16 protein-coding genes and 1 pseudogene are annotated in these 14,258 nt (G+C 54.0%); 12 read left to right on the top strand and 5 right to left on the bottom strand.

Annotation, left to right across the window (positions count from 1 at the left end):
* Positions 1-59: 59 nt before the first annotated feature.
* Positions 60-590 carry a hypothetical protein gene (locus tag AB1F12_RS04320; RefSeq protein WP_368186840.1) on the top strand — a complete coding sequence of 177 codons (531 nt, stop codon included), beginning with the start codon at positions 60-62 and terminating at the stop codon, positions 588-590.
* Positions 591-615: 25 nt separating this feature from the next.
* Here the strand turns inward: AB1F12_RS04320 and AB1F12_RS04325 are convergent, their stop codons facing one another.
* Positions 616-1,026 carry a GNAT family N-acetyltransferase gene (locus tag AB1F12_RS04325; RefSeq protein ID WP_368186841.1) on the bottom strand — a complete coding sequence of 137 codons (411 nt, stop codon included), beginning with the start codon at positions 1,024-1,026 and terminating at the stop codon, positions 616-618.
* Between the two features lie 222 nt (positions 1,027-1,248).
* Here AB1F12_RS04325 and rpsA point away from each other — a divergent pair, with 222 nt between their 5' ends.
* Positions 1,249-2,931 (top strand): 30S ribosomal protein S1, encoded by a 1,683-nt coding sequence (gene rpsA / locus AB1F12_RS04330; RefSeq protein WP_368186843.1) that lies wholly within the window; start codon positions 1,249-1,251, stop codon positions 2,929-2,931.
* 165 nt (positions 2,932-3,096) lie between these two features.
* Here rpsA and AB1F12_RS04335 read toward each other — a convergent pair whose 3' ends face one another.
* Positions 3,097-3,816 (bottom strand): substrate-binding domain-containing protein, encoded by a 720-nt coding sequence (locus AB1F12_RS04335; RefSeq protein ID WP_368188268.1) that lies wholly within the window; start codon positions 3,814-3,816, stop codon positions 3,097-3,099.
* Between the two features lie 84 nt (positions 3,817-3,900).
* Positions 3,901-4,047 (bottom strand): annotated as a pseudogene (locus tag AB1F12_RS04340) (LysR family transcriptional regulator); the annotation flags it as partial.
* A 167-nt stretch (positions 4,048-4,214) separates the two neighbouring features.
* Between AB1F12_RS04340 and AB1F12_RS04345 the strand changes: the two are divergent.
* Positions 4,215-5,540, top strand: a complete 1,326-nt coding sequence (locus tag AB1F12_RS04345) for an MFS transporter (RefSeq protein WP_368186845.1) — start codon at positions 4,215-4,217, stop codon at positions 5,538-5,540.
* Positions 5,537-6,178 carry a class I SAM-dependent methyltransferase gene (locus tag AB1F12_RS04350; protein ID WP_368186846.1) on the top strand — a complete coding sequence of 214 codons (642 nt, stop codon included), beginning with the start codon at positions 5,537-5,539 and terminating at the stop codon, positions 6,176-6,178. The genes AB1F12_RS04345 and AB1F12_RS04350 overlap by 4 nt, the downstream gene beginning before the upstream one ends.
* A 527-nt stretch (positions 6,179-6,705) precedes the next feature.
* Here the strand turns inward: AB1F12_RS04350 and AB1F12_RS04355 are convergent.
* Positions 6,706-7,566 carry a LysR family transcriptional regulator gene (locus tag AB1F12_RS04355; protein WP_368186847.1) on the bottom strand — a complete coding sequence of 287 codons (861 nt, stop codon included), beginning with the start codon at positions 7,564-7,566 and terminating at the stop codon, positions 6,706-6,708.
* Between the two features lie 92 nt (positions 7,567-7,658).
* Here AB1F12_RS04355 and AB1F12_RS04360 point away from each other — a divergent pair, with 92 nt between their 5' ends.
* Both AB1F12_RS04360 and AB1F12_RS04365 read left to right on the top strand, forming a co-directional pair.
* Positions 7,659-7,958 carry a hypothetical protein gene (locus AB1F12_RS04360; protein ID WP_368186849.1) on the top strand — a complete coding sequence of 100 codons (300 nt, stop codon included), beginning with the start codon at positions 7,659-7,661 and terminating at the stop codon, positions 7,956-7,958.
* 4 nt (positions 7,959-7,962) lie between these two features.
* The gene (locus AB1F12_RS04365; RefSeq protein ID WP_368186850.1) at positions 7,963-8,634 is read left to right on the top strand and encodes a hypothetical protein; all 672 of its coding nucleotides are present in this window, start codon (positions 7,963-7,965) and stop codon (positions 8,632-8,634) included.
* 72 nt (positions 8,635-8,706) lie between these two features.
* Here the strand turns inward: AB1F12_RS04365 and AB1F12_RS04370 are convergent, their stop codons facing one another.
* Positions 8,707-9,594 carry a LysR family transcriptional regulator gene (locus tag AB1F12_RS04370; RefSeq protein WP_368186852.1) on the bottom strand — a complete coding sequence of 296 codons (888 nt, stop codon included), beginning with the start codon at positions 9,592-9,594 and terminating at the stop codon, positions 8,707-8,709.
* A 98-nt stretch (positions 9,595-9,692) separates the two neighbouring features.
* Here AB1F12_RS04370 and AB1F12_RS04375 point away from each other — a divergent pair, with 98 nt between their 5' ends.
* From AB1F12_RS04375 to trpB, 6 genes are all read left to right on the top strand, one after another.
* On the top strand, positions 9,693-10,499 hold the full coding sequence (locus AB1F12_RS04375) for an SDR family NAD(P)-dependent oxidoreductase (RefSeq protein ID WP_368186854.1): 807 nt from the start codon (positions 9,693-9,695) through the stop codon (positions 10,497-10,499).
* A 1-nt stretch (position 10,500) separates the two neighbouring features.
* The gene (locus AB1F12_RS04380; RefSeq protein WP_368186855.1) at positions 10,501-10,887 is read left to right on the top strand and encodes a hypothetical protein; all 387 of its coding nucleotides are present in this window, start codon (positions 10,501-10,503) and stop codon (positions 10,885-10,887) included.
* A gap of 690 nt (positions 10,888-11,577) precedes the next feature.
* On the top strand, positions 11,578-11,859 hold the full coding sequence (gene ihfB, locus AB1F12_RS04385; RefSeq protein WP_368186857.1) for an integration host factor subunit beta: 282 nt from the start codon (positions 11,578-11,580) through the stop codon (positions 11,857-11,859).
* Between the two features lie 9 nt (positions 11,860-11,868).
* Positions 11,869-12,219, top strand: coding sequence for a LapA family protein (locus AB1F12_RS04390; protein WP_368186858.1), 351 nt, complete (start codon positions 11,869-11,871; stop codon positions 12,217-12,219).
* A gap of 3 nt (positions 12,220-12,222) precedes the next feature.
* Positions 12,223-12,870, top strand: a complete 648-nt coding sequence (locus tag AB1F12_RS04395) for a phosphoribosylanthranilate isomerase (protein WP_368186860.1) — start codon at positions 12,223-12,225, stop codon at positions 12,868-12,870.
* Positions 12,871-13,002: 132 nt separating this feature from the next.
* Positions 13,003-14,253, top strand: coding sequence for a tryptophan synthase subunit beta (trpB, locus tag AB1F12_RS04400; protein WP_368186861.1), 1,251 nt, complete (start codon positions 13,003-13,005; stop codon positions 14,251-14,253).
* Positions 14,254-14,258: the final 5 nt, after the last annotated feature.

Consider the following 14,258-nt stretch of genomic DNA (forward strand, 5'->3'; position numbering starts at 1 on the left):
GTGCTTGGACTTCACCGGTCCTTTGGGTCCATGCTGGGCATAACCTGAAAGGAAATCATATGCGGTCTGTCCTAACCCTGTGTCTGACATTGGCGTTTACAACGCCGGTTTTTGCCCAGCAGTCAGAGGGGGCAGAGCCACCTATGACCTTGAATCGTATGGCGGAAATCCTGACGATTCTGGACCCGGACGTGCAATTTGGCCCCAACCAAGTTGAACTGACCATCGCCGACATTCCCGTGCTGATCGTCGTGGATGTGGCGGCGGACCGGATGCGCGCCATGGTCCCGATCCGCAATGCGGAAGGCATGACCGAGGACGAAATCATGCGGGTTTTGCAGGCCAATTTCGACACGGCATTGGATGCGCGCTATGCGGTTGCGCATGGTAAACTTTGGGCCACTTACATCCACCCGCTGTCCCCGCTTGAGCGTGAACAGCTGATCTCGGGGCTGGCTCAGACGGTGAATATCGCCCAGACCTATGGCGGGCTATATTCTGGCGGCGCGGCCCAGTTTGGCAATGGGGACAGCACCGATTTGCAGCGTCAATTGATCGAAGACTTGCTGAACAAAGGGCAAGAATTGTAGGGGAAACTGAAACCGAGCAGGCGGATTAGAATCGGATCTCCATTTTCTGGCAGGGGACATTTTCGACCAGATAGGGATCGCCATAGGCCGCAAAGCCGAAGGATTTGTAGAAATCCAGCGCGCTGTGGCGGCCGCTTAGGAAAATCCGGTGGGTGCCGGATATGCGGGCGGTTTGGACCACGTGGGCGACCAGTGCGGACCCGATGCCGCGGCCTTGGAACGCGGGGTCGGTCGCCAGTTTGCGCAATTGCACACCGTCATCTGTGTCAAACATCGACACGATTCCAATGACTTGACCATTATCCAACACACCGAAATGCAGCGCGGCGTCATCCCCCGGTACAATCACAAAGTCACGCGGTTGATCCGGCCACAACACCCGATGACGTAAATCATAGGTTTGGGCGGCGGTGAGGGGCGTAATCGGATGGGGCATTTGGGTCTCACAAATTGGGTTTGCGCTTGCCAATAAGGGCAAAACGCCTTAGACGCGCGGTGTCAATAAGGCGATTAAGCCATAAAACAAAAGATCGAGCAGGGTCGGGAGTTATCCGGCCCTCTTTGTTTTATGTGTCGTCTTGACCAACAAGCTAACCCCAAGACCGGCGGAGACAACCGCGCGGCCAGAAAAAAGAATACGTAAAGGAAACGACGCCACATGGCTCAGAACACAAGCATGGAAGAATTCGAAGCCCTTCTGCAAGAAAGCTTCGAAATGGACACACCCAATGAAGGGTCCGTTGTCAAAGGCAAGGTCATCTCTATCGAGGCTGGCCAAGCAATCATCGACGTAGGCTACAAAATGGAAGGCCGCGTTGATCTGAAAGAATTCGCAAACCCAGGTGAAGCTCCCGAGATTTCGGTTGGCGACGAAGTTGAAGTTTTCCTTCGCGCTGCTGAAAATGCCCGTGGCGAAGCTGTTATTTCTCGTGAAATGGCGCGCCGCGAAGAAGCATGGGATCGTCTGGAAAAAGCATATGCAGACGAAGAGCGCGTCGAAGGCGCAATCTTTGGTCGCGTCAAAGGCGGCTTTACAGTCGATCTGGGCGGCGCAGTTGCGTTCCTGCCCGGTTCCCAAGTTGACGTACGCCCTGTGCGTGACGCGGGCCCATTGATGGGTCTGAAACAGCCGTTCCAAATCCTGAAAATGGATCGTCGTCGTGGGAACATCGTTGTATCGCGTCGTGCGATCCTCGAAGAATCCCGTGCAGAACAGCGCGCAGAAGTCATCGGCAACCTGACCGAAGGCCAAGCGGTCGAAGGCGTTGTGAAAAACATCACCGAATACGGTGCGTTTGTTGATCTGGGCGGCGTTGACGGCCTGTTGCACGTCACAGACATGGCATGGCGCCGTGTAAACCACCCATCTGAAATCCTGGCCATTGGCGAAACCGTCAACGTTCAGGTTATCAAGATCAACAAAGAAACCCACCGCATCTCCTTGGGCATGAAACAGCTGCAAGAAGATCCATGGGATGCAGTTGCTGGCAAATACCCACTTGAATCCGTTCACATGGGCCGCGTCACCAACATCACCGACTACGGTGCATTTGTTGAGCTGGAAGCCGGCGTTGAAGGTCTGGTGCACGTGTCCGAAATGTCTTGGACCAAGAAAAACGTACACCCCGGCAAAATCGTGTCTACGTCCCAAGAAGTCGAAGTCATGGTTCTGGAAATCGACGAAAGCAAACGTCGCGTCTCCCTTGGCCTGAAACAGACACAGCGCAACCCATGGGAAGTCTTTGCTGAGACACACCCAGAAGGCACTGAAGTTGAAGGTGAAGTTAAAAACATCACTGAATTCGGTCTGTTCATCGGTCTGCCCGGCGAAATCGACGGCATGGTTCACCTGTCTGACCTGACATGGGAAGGCCGCGGCGAAGACGTGATCGGTGATTACCGCAAAGGGGACGTTGTCAAAGCCAAGGTTGCCGAAGTTGACGTTGAAAAAGAGCGTATTTCCCTGTCCATCAAAGCGCTGGACGGCGATCCGTTTGCCGATGCAACCGGTTCTGTTAAGCGCGGTTCGATTGTGACTGTTGAAGTCACCGCAATCGAAGATGGCGGCGTTGAAGTCGAGTATGAAGGCATGAAATCCTTCATCCGTCGTTCTGACCTTGCCCGTGATCGTGCTGACCAGCGCCCAGAGCGTTTCCAGGTTGGCGACAAGATCGACGTGCGCGTCACAAACATCGACGCAAAAACACGTCGCTTGGGCCTGTCGGTCAAAGCCCGCGAAATCGCAGAAGAAAAAGAAGCTGTTGCACAATACGGATCCTCGGATTCCGGTGCATCGCTTGGCGATATCCTCGGCGCCGCTCTGAAAGGCGACGACGAATAATCGCACCCGCGATCTGTAACACCAGAAAGGCCCCGCAAATTGCGGGGCCTTTTTGCGTTTCCGGGTGTGGACTGAGGGCAGGGCATTATTGAACAGCATCCAACACCATCGATGCCCGCTTTGGGCCCAATTTAACAGATTTCTTCGGGGTGGCGAATGGTCGATTTAGTGGGGCTCTTTGGATAACAATGACGACAAACTGCTTGTTTCTTCGATGCGGGCATTGGCGATCTTTCCAAGATAGTGGGCCAAAAGGTCAAATACCGCTCTGATCCGCGGACTTGTTTGAAGTTCTCTGTGCGTGACCAACCAGATCGGGAACTCCAGAGAGGGCAGGTCCGCGAGTGCTTTTTCGACAGACGTTTCAACGTCTCCTAACACCTCGGGCAGCATAGAAATTCCGTGACCGGACTTCACCATTTCCCAAGTGACCAAACTCGAGTAGGGCTGCATCACGAAGTTTGACGGTTGCACCGGGATGCCCATGTTGTTCAACGGCGCAATCAGACGGTCGGGGTCGGGAATACCCACAAAATCATGGTCGGCCAGATCTTCTTTGGTGCGGGGTTGACCAGCGCGTGTCAGGTAGTCGGTTGATGCGTATAAGTTGCCTCTCAGGTCTCCGACATGGGTTGATATGAGATCACTTTGATCCGGTCGGGCATGCCGGATAGCAATGTCTGCCTCGCGTAGCTTGAGGTTCTGGATGCCACTGGATTCGTTGATGCAGATTGTGATGCCCGGCGCCTGGCTCCGCAGTTTCGACAATATGACAGGTAAGAAAGCCGCTGCCATTAGGTCGGTCGCGGTTAACACGACTTCCCCGGTAATGTCTTGCGATTGACGGCTGGCTGCCATCGACAAGAGCGTTGCAGCCTCACCCATAGAGCGTACGTGGGCAAAGAGTTCTTGTCCCGCTGGGGTCAGCGTTTGCCCCTTAACTGTGCGGTCAACCAAAGTGACACAAAGCGAAGCCTCGAGAGCGGATATCTGTCTGCTGATTGTTGGCTGCGTTGTATCTAATGCGCGAGCCGCAGCACTGAACGACCCTTCTAGGGCGGTAGCGTGGAACGCCCTCACTTGGTTCCAATCGAATGATACGGCCTGCCAGTTCATCGATCTGCGTATATAGAACCAACGTATTTAGTCAATAGAACGACCATTGATGTATGGATATGATGTTTGAACAAGGGACGAAAAGAAGTCTCCGGCAGCGTTTTACCTGATGTTGTCACCACCAGAGAACTCACGGGCATGAATTGTTCGAGAGACCGGAGAACAATATGCCCAAGGGATTTGACCGAGCAACAGCCGTAATCTGTACAATAGCTATTCTGAACACGATGGGCCTCGGCCTGATTATGCCTGTCATGCCAGAGCTACTTGCCGGGTTTCAAGGTGGGTCAATTGCCAGAGCTGCGGCGATTGGCGGATACCTTTCATTGGTTTTTGCGGCGATGCAGTTTGTTTTCAGTCCGATCCTAGGTGCGTTGTCCGACAGATACGGTCGCCGTCCAATCTTGCTGTGCTCATTAGCACTCGCTTCGGCGGACTATTTAATGATGGCAACGGCACCTTACCTCTGGATGATTTTCGTTGGCCGAACGTTATCCGGTGCCAGTTCGGCGACGCTATCGGTTGCCATGGCATACCTTGCTGATCGCTCTTCCAAGGAAGACCGCACCAAGTTTTTTGGCTACGTGGGTGCAGCCGCAGGTATCGGCTTTGTCATGGGGCCATTCATCGGTGGTCTATTAGGCACCTACGGACCCCGCGCGCCCTTTTACGCTGCCTCGGCTTTGTCATTGGTGGCTTTGGTGGGAACGGTTTTTTTTGTAAAAGAGTCGTTGCCTCAAGAAAACAGACGCCAAATCACCTGGAAGATCATCAATCCGCTTGGTCCCTTGCTATTCCGCGTGCAAGGGGTGTCTTTGGCATTGTTCGCCGTGTACTTTTTTGATGCATTGGCAGGTTTTGTCTTTCCTGCGGTTTGGGCGTATTTCGGTGCTGCGCGATACGGTTGGGACAGCACCACAATTGGTCTTTCCTTTGGTATCATGGGCATATGCTTTGTGTTGACACAGGCGGCAATTCTGGGCCCGGTTGCCAAGCGAATAGGCAACCTGAATGTGGCTGCGTTAGGGCTGTCGCTTGGTTTTGCGGGCTATTTAACACTGGTTTGGCTGCAATCTGGGTTGTTCGCTTTGATCCTTCTGCCAGCTTTCTCGCTCAGAGCAATTGTTGGCATTGCGATTGTTGGTGAAAGCTCTGCGCAGGTCGATCCTGATCGGCAGGGCGAGCTGCAAGGCACGTTTGCAAGCCTTGGCGCATTAGCGTCTTTGGTTTCGTTTCCAATGATGACCCAGCTTTTCGCCTCCCAATTGTCAAACGAGGGATCGGCAAACACTTGGCACGCCGGCGCACCATTCTTGCTTGCTGCTGGTCTAGGGGCATTGGCTTTGTTGCTGTTGATTGTGGCTGTCAAATCGGCCCCGGCAAACAAGCGCGGTCAGGCAAGTGAAAAGGTGCAGCAGCGCATTGACGAAGTCGTCACGAATACGCGGAAGAGGCCGCAGGATCATGTTGAATTGATGGGAAAGAAAGAATGAACAAATCGGAAAAGTTTTGGAATCAATCCGCCAGCAGCTATGACAAAACAGAAGAGAAATTTGAGTTCATTCATAGTCGCAGCCGCGAATACGCAAAGAGGCATCTGAAGGATACCGACATTGTGTTGGATTACGGATGTGGAACAGGTACGACCGCTTGCGAGATCTCCGGCTTGGTCAAGAGCGTGCGCGCGATTGATATCTCAACCGCGATGATTGAAATCGCAAAGGCAAAGGCCGCGACAGGCGGCATTATCAACATTGATTTCGAGAAATCTGACATCTTCGATGAAAAGTTCGAGAATGGTTCATTCGATGTGGTGTTGGCATTCAACGTGCTGCACACGGTGCCTGATCCGGAAAGTGTAGTGCAAAGAACGGTTGATCTGCTGAAACCTGGCGGATTGATTATTTCTGTAACACCTTGCTTGGGCAGTAAAAAGTCAGCCTTGGTTGCGCTACAAATTCTGTTGGTCAGAGCGTTGTTAAGAGTTGGGGTTATCCCAGTCCCCATTCGACAGCTTAAGAGTGCAGACTTGGACGATTTGATGGATGATCAAAGACTGCAGGTCATTGAGACTGAGGAAATTTTCAAGGGTGCATCTAGCTATTTTATGGTTGCAAAGAAGGTATCCTAGTGACGTGCCCGGCGAGGGCACGCAGCCCCCGAATTCTGTTGGAAATTGCCCTTAGTTTTTTACACCGGTCGCGATCTGTGTTCCCTCTAGATGTCGTGTTTCGCCCCACAGAAAGCTAAGGGTCGTTCGAGCCGCCACAGCGAAAGCCCGGTTTGTCCGCAACCCGTTAGTTGCACTTACAATCCTTTCAGTGTCGTGAACGAATGGCCGGTGCCGTTCACCAATTCAGAACGGGCCTACAAACTCGCTGCAGCGAAATAGGAATGAGAGCCCACCTTGACCGATGCTGCGCAACGCAAGAACGTCGGCTTTTACGGCTTGATCGAAACCGTTTCAAACTCGTGGGGCACTTGCCATATGAATGCGCTTGGCTGATACCCATGCCCCCCAAAAAATGGGTCGTTCAAAAAACGGCCTTACCTTATCATCCCATTCTCTGCCGATATGACTTTCGACAAGATCGTGTGGTTGAATTACTCTTTCGAGATTTGACGTCGAAGGGGGCAGTCTTTTGAAGAACAGCATGATCATCCAGCTGCTGCGCTGGTGCCTTCGATCAAGCCTCTCGTGCCTTTGAATGCTTCATAGAGATGGTCCATTAATGCGCGCACGCGTGGGTTCTTTCGAACATCGTCATGGGTCAGAACCCAGATTTCCATATCGGGCACCTGCGGAATTTCAGCGACGCGGGTGAGGCCCTGGCTTTTGTCTCCGGCAAAACAAGGCAGCAAACCAATACCCTGCCCACGCTCCAGCATCCGAACGACGGCACCGATTGAGTTGCATCGCAAAACCGGTCGAGCCTGTAGCTGTGGTGCGCGCGCAGGGGGGTAATCCAATGCAATCCACCGATCTATCTCAGGACGATCGGCGAGGTAGTCAGGGGAGGCATAGGCCGCGAGTGGACTATCTGCGACCTTGCGGCCAAATGCCTGTTCCGGCGGGTCACGGGTTATCCGCACGACCACGTCGGCTTCAAGTCGTCTCAGGTCGCTTAATGTCGCCGTCGTGTCGACCAACACTTCGACCAATGGATGTAGTTCCATGAAGGCAGACAATGGTTCGGCCAGCACTGCAAGGAACAAGTCTTCGAGTACTGACAATCGCACAGTTCCTGCCAGTCCGCCTTGTTTGGCGAAAGCCATCCGGTCGATGGCCGCGATGTTGTCACCGACGACATCCGTGAGGTCGGCAACAGCCTGCGCAAAGCTGGTCAGCTCATAGCCGGTGCGCGTGCGTTCAAACAGCGTATGGCCCATTTCGGCTTCCAGACTTCTGATCCGGCGCGAGACTGTCGCGTGGGTCGTTCCGAGCTTCTCGGCCGCTTCACGCACAGAGCGCGCACCAATCATGGCGTGAAAAATGCGCAAGTCATCCCAATTTTTCATGGTGCAAATATTATCCACTATGTCTCAAATTTGGATAATTTATATACATCTCGCCAATGGATATCCAGTCAGAACACAAACTGGAGCGCGCCATGACCTACGAAGTCACACTTATTGACGCCGATATCCGCGACCCATTGGATGGGGAAATGCGGTTGGGCCTGACCTATGACGGCAAAACCGCATGTGAAGTCGCCTACAAATGGGATGACACAAGTTTTTCGGCAGTCTTCCACGGACATGCACCGTCACTTCCCGTGCCGGCACATCCTGCCACCTTCATCGAACGGCCGATTGCAGCCATTCAGGCGGTCAGGTCGGGAAAACACAAACGACCCAGCGATGTCTTTGCCGATCATCGCGTTTTCATTTCACTCGACACAAAGGACTAAGATCATGATCAAGAAATCCACACTCATTGCCAGCGCTGTGTTGGCTCTGTCTTCCTCTGCTGCTTTTGCTGGGCAAGTCGGGGTTGTCGGGCTCTATGCCGGGGACGCCGTTCTGAACGACGAAGCAGTCGCTAACCTCGGCTGTGCCATCCATCGTGAAGGATCTATCATGGCTGCGCAGGGCAAACTGGAGTTCGATCTGACCCAGCCGGACAAGTTCGTCGTTCTTGATTGCGGGGAGGGCGTTTTGGGCAACACTGCCCGGAGGCAAGCGACATCAGACTTGTTTTCCGATGGCACAGCGATAGCAATCTTCGAAGGCGCGTTGATCAATTTTCCGATCGACGCTGTGGATGGCGACGTGGCGCAACGGCAGTACGTTTTGAAAGTCGGCTATTATAACAACGCCGATGTTGACGCCCGAGAGCAGGACCTGACCGCGCTGAACATGATGGCGCAATCCCTTGATGGCCGCTGGATTAATGAGTCTTTTCTTCAGGTTCACGCTGCTGACGGAATTCCAACTCCGGACGAGGTGGTTGTCATTCACTATGAAAGTGCAGAAGTGGCCGACCAGTTTCGGGCGGCAAACACGGGTATCCTAGAGGAAGTATCAGCCTTCAACGATGCGCACTTGACGTCATTCACTTACTTGGTTGGGTCGGCGTCACGCTAAGGCAAATCTATTTGGCCAGTTGTCCATGTGGCCGCTGGCCAGCCACTGCATTCTTCAAGCAAGATTGTTCTCTCATTCGCCAGTTGGGAAAAACCGCGGCCGCATGGCTGTCAGACCATCAATCAGCACCCGCTTAACTTGGGATATCCTTTTGCTGGATCGCGTGTCGGAATTTGCCAAGACCCAAAGCTCCGTTTCCAAAGGGCTGGCAAGCTTGCTGAGCAATGTTAGCCTTGGTGTGCCGTCGCCGATCACCCGCGGAAGATGCGCCACACCAAAGCCCTGTGCCGCCATAGCTGCTTTGGACGGAAAACCATAGACAAAGTGACATGGGCTTGCCGGGTCAAAATAACGGCGCGCCCAATCGGGAAACGCTCCATCACGTTCGGTTGTCAGGATGGGTGCCATGACAGTCGTTTCTTCATCAACCTGTGCGTTGATGACCCTGGCCAAATCCGCGCTAGAATAAAACCCCCAAGCGCTCTGAGTGACTTTTTGGCCAATCAGGTCAGGATCGGGAGAGCTTGTAAAGCGCACGGCGATGTCTGCCTTTCGGCCTGGCAGGTCAGAGAATTGATCCTCAATGAGGAATATCAAACGAATGTCTGGCGCAAGACGGGGCAGATCTTTCAGGGCTTCGGCGACAAACCCTTCGACAGTGCCCGTGGGCACAGAGATATGAACGGGTCCCGACAAGTCCGAACTATGGGCAGTGGCAACGCGCAGAGCTTCGTCATGGAGCACCTCCATCTGTTCAGCCTGCGCGGCCACCTGCGCGCATATTGGGGTGGGCCGCCAGCTTAGCCCGCTACGATCGACCAGTGCCACACCAAGGTTCCGTTCAATCTCAGCTATGCGCCGAGAGATCGTTGCATGACTTAGCCCAAGGTCTGTTGCGGCTGTTCCTGCATTCCCGCTGCGAAAAACGGCCAAAACAATTTTGAGATCATCCCAGTTCATCCCAGCTTCGTACATTTTTGCACCAAAATTGTCAACTTCTGTCCATTGATAATCGGAGCGTGGGCGCTGACATTTTGACAAACAACTTGGAGAAGTTAATGAAAGACCCACAAAAATATGGCGAATGGGCCGTGGTCACCGGCGCAAGTTCCGGCATCGGGCGGCAATTCGCAATCGGACTGGCCAAACAGGGGATGAAAGTCATCCTTGTCGCTCGCTCAGCCGATGCTTTGACACGAACAGCCACGCAGGACATTCGGACAGAAACCAAGGTGATTTCCGCCGATTTAGCGACACAAGAGGGCCGCGATTTACTGTTGCAAGAGATCGCGGTGCTGGATGTTGGCCTGTTTGTCCACTCGGCCGGGAATGCCTATGTCGGTCCCTATCTTGATGCGCCGGACCATATGGATGAAGGGCTTATTGCCATTCATGTTTCCGCAACGGCCCATCTGACCCGCGCAATTTCGCAACGGTTAGTGGCGCGCGGCGGCGGCGGGATTATCCTGATCAGTTCCGTCTTTGGGATGTTCCCGATGCCATTTTCCAGCGTTTACGGCGCGGCCAAGGCGTTCATTCTTAACCTCGGTGAAGCGCTGGCAGTTGAGCTGAGGGACAAGAATATCGATGTTCTATCCGTCGCTCCCGGCGGCACAAAGACCCGCATGGGTGACCAACTTGGAGAGGTCATCGACCTCAAAAAAATGTCCATGCCAATGGGCGACCCCGCCGTTGTCGCCCAAGAGAGCCTAGCGGCACTCGGGCAGCGCACCACGATTGTACCGGCACGGAAAAACCGCCTTATGACACGTATGGCTCGACTGATGCCCCGGAACATGGTGACAAAACAGTTTGGCAAGATGCTTGAATCTGCCTTGATCACTCAACCCCAATCGGAGACTTGAAATGCTGGGAATGATGAAAGAAAGCAGACACTTGCCAACCCACGTAAAGCTCTGGATGGCGGTGATGGTTCTCACCTTTGCCGCGCAGGCGTTCTACCTTGATAGCCAATTGCATGTGATCAATCTGGTCACGTTTCTGATCACGGTTGGCATCTTTGCGCCATTGTCATTCAACCTGACCGGCAACATTAACGTGCTTGCCGCCACGCATTTCATCGCTTGGCCGACGGTGCTGGCCTACGGTGTTCATCAGGTTTATCTGGGCCAAGGGCCAGCAGAACCTGTTGCGATGGCTGTGCTTATGGCCGCTTATGGCGTGTTTTTTGTTTCGCTGGTGCTGGACTACCGGATCCTGCTTCAGGAGCTGTCAAAATCGCGGCCCCAATAGGGTTATGTAGCGAAACTACTGTTCCGATTGTAGCGATGATTCTGTCTAGGCACGCAAACCCGTCGAGATCGGTATCTCGATGGGAAACAGTGTGAAGCTGACTGAATTTGACGGACTCGATAGGGAACGGGTCAGAACAAAGCGAACATTAGAGAAGCTGCAGCGAATGCTCACTTTGTCCCGCATCTGAGTTGTCTGATTCAGTTGTGGCGAAAGTGCAGTGTCGATCCGGACCAGATCGGTGTCGTTGAACGAAGCTTCGACGACTTGCGTTGCATCGCAACAAAAGGTGTGCCGCAGATGCGAAGGAGTGCTGCGTTAGTAAAGACTGAAAACCCAAGGTCGGCAAAGTCCGCAAAGCCGTCATCCGGTGTGTTTATCACAACATAAGGACCTAGTGGGTTTTCAAGGCAATTGCATTGGACGTGGCTTCATCTCTGGTAAACGCGGCTATGTCTGGGGGCAACCGTCCCGAATCGGTGGGGGTTAAAGTGGCAATTCGGGTCTAATTCGAAAATCGGGCGCGAAATTTAACCGTATTTTCCGCCACTTCCCCCCTAAAACCCGCAGAAATCTGCAATTAAGCGGCATTTGCTGCATCTGCATTCTTTTCTTGGCGCGGGTTTCGCGCAATAGTTCACGAAGGAAAAGCAGGGGAAACCTGCAAAAACAACCAACTGGGGGTTCCACATGATCCGTTCGGAACTAATTCAAAAGATCGCCGACGAAAATCCGCATCTGTATCAGCGGGACGTCGAAAAGATTGTGAACACGATTTTCGACGAAATCACCAATGCCATGTCCAGTGGCGATCGGGTTGAATTGCGCGGCTTTGGCGCGTTTTCGGTCAAACAACGCGACGCACGTGTCGGCCGAAATCCGCGCACGGGCGAGTCTGTTGAGGTCGATGAGAAACATGTTCCGTTTTTCAAGACCGGTAAGCTCTTGCGCGACAGGCTGAACGGCGGATAAACAAGCGCTATGCGTTATATTCGTTACGGCTTCTGGGCCATTGTGGCTATCTGTCTGATTGCGGTCGGATTAGCTAATCGTGGGTTGGTGACATTGCGCGCCATGCCTGAATTCTTGGCTGACTTGCTGGGCATGTCCCCAGTGATCGAACTGCCTTTATATGTGGTCATTGCGGCCTCCGTTGGGGTTGGCCTGTTGGTCGGCTTCATGTGGGAATGGCTGCGCGAACATCGTTTCCGCGCCGAAGCAAAATCCCAAACACGTGCGGCCAAAGGTCTGCGTCGTGAAGTGGACCGGCTGAAGGCCGAGAAACATGAAGGCAAAGACGAGGTTCTGGCGCTGCTGGAGCAGTCCAGCTAAGCCATGTCGACCGATGTGAAAGTGAAAATTTGCGGGCTGAAAACTCCGCAGATGGTGAGCGCTGCGGCAGATGCTGGTGCGGCCTATATCGGCTTTGTCTTTTTCCCAAAATCCCCGCGTGCTGTCAGCACTACGGATGCTGCTGCGTTGGCGGTGGACGTGCCTATGGGCATTGCCAAGGTGGCGCTGGTGGTCAATGCGGATGACGCGCAGCTGGATGCGATCACCGATCAGGTGCCGCTGGATATGTTGCAGCTGCATGGCAGCGAAAGCCCCGAACGCGTGGCGGAAATCAAAGCCCGTTATGGATTGCCGGTGATGAAAGCCATCGGTGTGCGTGACGTCGCGGATTTGCCGCAAATCGATGCTTATGCCCAGGTGGCGGATCAATTGCTGATTGATGCCAAAGCCCCCAAAGGCGCAGATCTGCCGGGCGGCAACGGGCTGGCCTTTGATTGGACGCTGCTGGCGGATCGCAAATATTGGACCAAACCGTGGATGTTGGCCGGGGGGCTGACCCCTGACAACGTGGCCGAAGCCGTGCGTCGCACCGGTGCGAAACAGATCGATGTGTCCACTGGCGTCGAATCTGCACCCGGCATCAAAGACGCAGCATTGATCGATGCCTTTGTGCGCGCCGCCAAGGCCTGATCGCGCGCCAAGCCCCAATCACCATTATTCATCCCAAGAACATACATGTCCGTGTGTTTTTGCCACCCCAGAGCCTTGCCCCGCCCCAGAGGGGGCGCTAGGTCTGTTTGGTATCCGCACCAGGAGAGCAAAATGGCAGACGATCTATTCAATTCCTTCATGAACGGCCCTGATGAACGGGGACGGTTTGGCGACTTTGGGGGGCGGTTTGTTTCTGAAACATTGATGCCGCTGATCCTAGAGCTGCAAGAGCAGTACGAAATTGCCAAAACCGATGACAGTTTCTGGGCGGAAATGAATGATCTGTGGACCCATTACGTGGGCCGTCCCAGCCCGCTTTATCACGCTGAACGGCTGAGCGAACATCTGGGCGGTGCCAAGATTTACATGAAGCGTGACGAGCTGAACCATACTGGCGCGCATAAAATCAACAACGTGTTGGGCCAGATCATTCTGGCGCGGCGCATGGGCAAAACCCGGATCATCGCCGAAACCGGGGCCGGTCAGCACGGCGTTGCGACCGCGACGGTTTGTGCCAAATTTGGCCTGAAATGTGTGGTCTATATGGGCGCGCATGATGTGCAGCGCCAATCGCCCAATGTGTTCCGCATGCGTCTGCTGGGCGCCGAAGTGGTCGCTGTGCAATCGGGCCGGGGTACGCTAAAGGATGCGATGAACGATGCGCTGCGTGACTGGGTGACCAACGTGGCGGATACGTTTTATTGCATCGGCACCGCGGCTGGGCCGCATCCCTATCCTGCGATGGTGCGTGATTTCCAATCGATCATCGGCAAAGAAGTGCGCGAACAGATGCAAAAGGCCGAAGGCCGTTTGCCCGACACATTAATCGCCGCTATCGGGGGCGGGTCCAATGCGATCGGTCTGTTCCATCCGTTTCTGGACGACAAATCGGTGAATATTATTGGTGTCGAGGCTGGCGGCAAAGGTGTGAACGACAAGGTCGAACATTGCGCATCCCTGACCGGTGGACGGCCCGGCGTGCTGCATGGCAACCGGACCTATCTGTTGCAGGATGATGATGGTCAGATTCTGGACGGTTATTCGATCTCGGCGGGCCTTGATTATCCGGGCATCGGGCCGGAACATTCCTGGCTGCATGAAATCGGCCGCGCCAAATACGTGTCGATCACCGACAAAGAAGCGTTGGAAGCGTTCCAATTGTCCTGTTCCACCGAAGGTATCATCCCCGCGTTGGAACCCAGCCACGCATTGGCCCATGTGATGAAAATCGCACCAACCCTGCCCAAGGACCACATCATCTGCATGAACATGTGCGGGCGCGGCGACAAAGACATCTTTACGGTGGCGAAATATCTAGGCTTTGACATGTCCGACACAGAAGGCCGCTCGGCCGAAGATTAAGACAT

This window comes from Aestuariibius sp. HNIBRBA575 (assembly GCF_040932005.1).
Lineage (GTDB): Bacteria > Pseudomonadota > Alphaproteobacteria > Rhodobacterales > Rhodobacteraceae > CANLNM01.

Coding starts and splice junctions, on each gene's coding strand:
- ihfB (WP_368186857.1), top strand. CDS start 11,578: ATGATCCGTTCGGAACTAATTCAAAAGATCGCCGACGAAAATCCGCAT.
- AB1F12_RS04335 (WP_368188268.1), bottom strand. CDS start 3,816: ATGGGTGAGGCTGCAACGCTCTTGTCGATGGCAGCCAGCCGTCAATCG.
- AB1F12_RS04370 (WP_368186852.1), bottom strand. CDS start 9,594: ATGAACTGGGATGATCTCAAAATTGTTTTGGCCGTTTTTCGCAGCGGG.
- AB1F12_RS04375 (WP_368186854.1), top strand. CDS start 9,693: ATGAAAGACCCACAAAAATATGGCGAATGGGCCGTGGTCACCGGCGCA.
- AB1F12_RS04390 (WP_368186858.1), top strand. CDS start 11,869: ATGCGTTATATTCGTTACGGCTTCTGGGCCATTGTGGCTATCTGTCTG.
- trpB (WP_368186861.1), top strand. CDS start 13,003: ATGGCAGACGATCTATTCAATTCCTTCATGAACGGCCCTGATGAACGG.
- AB1F12_RS04360 (WP_368186849.1), top strand. CDS start 7,659: ATGACCTACGAAGTCACACTTATTGACGCCGATATCCGCGACCCATTG.
- AB1F12_RS04320 (WP_368186840.1), top strand. CDS start 60: ATGCGGTCTGTCCTAACCCTGTGTCTGACATTGGCGTTTACAACGCCG.
- AB1F12_RS04345 (WP_368186845.1), top strand. CDS start 4,215: ATGCCCAAGGGATTTGACCGAGCAACAGCCGTAATCTGTACAATAGCT.
- AB1F12_RS04395 (WP_368186860.1), top strand. CDS start 12,223: ATGTCGACCGATGTGAAAGTGAAAATTTGCGGGCTGAAAACTCCGCAG.
- AB1F12_RS04355 (WP_368186847.1), bottom strand. CDS start 7,566: ATGAAAAATTGGGATGACTTGCGCATTTTTCACGCCATGATTGGTGCG.
- rpsA (WP_368186843.1), top strand. CDS start 1,249: ATGGCTCAGAACACAAGCATGGAAGAATTCGAAGCCCTTCTGCAAGAA.
- AB1F12_RS04325 (WP_368186841.1), bottom strand. CDS start 1,026: ATGCCCCATCCGATTACGCCCCTCACCGCCGCCCAAACCTATGATTTA.
- AB1F12_RS04350 (WP_368186846.1), top strand. CDS start 5,537: ATGAACAAATCGGAAAAGTTTTGGAATCAATCCGCCAGCAGCTATGAC.
- AB1F12_RS04380 (WP_368186855.1), top strand. CDS start 10,501: ATGCTGGGAATGATGAAAGAAAGCAGACACTTGCCAACCCACGTAAAG.
- AB1F12_RS04365 (WP_368186850.1), top strand. CDS start 7,963: ATGATCAAGAAATCCACACTCATTGCCAGCGCTGTGTTGGCTCTGTCT.